The following is a 417-nucleotide window of genomic DNA, read 5'->3' on the forward strand; positions in this document are numbered from 1 at the left end:
CTCCGCCCGATCCTGGTGGTCGTGACCATCCAGTCGGTCATCTGGGACTTCAAGGTCTTCACGCAGATCTACGTCATGACGGGCGGCGGGGGCATCGCGGGACAGAACCTGGTGCTCAACGTGTACGCGTACCAGAAGGCGTTCGCGTCCTCGCAGTACAGCCTGGGCGCCGCGATCGGCGTGGTGATGCTGCTGATCCTGCTCGCCGTGACGCTGGTGTACCTGCGGCTGCTGCGCCGCCAGGGGGAGGAACTGTGAGTCTCATGAGGCAGGACCGGGAATCCCGGGTGAATCTTCTGCGCCGGTTCGCGCGGCGCCCGGGCCGGACGGCGGCCGAGGCGACCGCCCTGGCCGTCGCCGCCGTGGTGGCCTTCCCGCTGTACTGGATGGTGCTGAGCGCCTTCAAGCCGGCCGGGG

At 68.6% G+C, this 417-nt stretch carries 1 protein-coding gene and 1 pseudogene; both read left to right on the forward strand.

Translation table 11 applies throughout. The annotated features are described in order from the left end of the window. On the forward strand, window positions 1–258 hold a 258-nt coding region (locus LPA54_RS40205), incomplete at its 5' end, for a carbohydrate ABC transporter permease (RefSeq protein ID WP_368857914.1). A 5-nt stretch (window positions 259–263) separates the two neighbouring features. Further along, window positions 264–417 (forward strand): annotated as a pseudogene (locus LPA54_RS40210) (carbohydrate ABC transporter permease); the annotation flags it as partial.

Origin of the sequence: Streptomyces sp. DH12 (genome assembly GCF_020873895.1) — a bacterium.
In the GTDB taxonomy this organism is placed as follows: domain Bacteria; phylum Actinomycetota; class Actinomycetes; order Streptomycetales; family Streptomycetaceae; genus Streptomyces.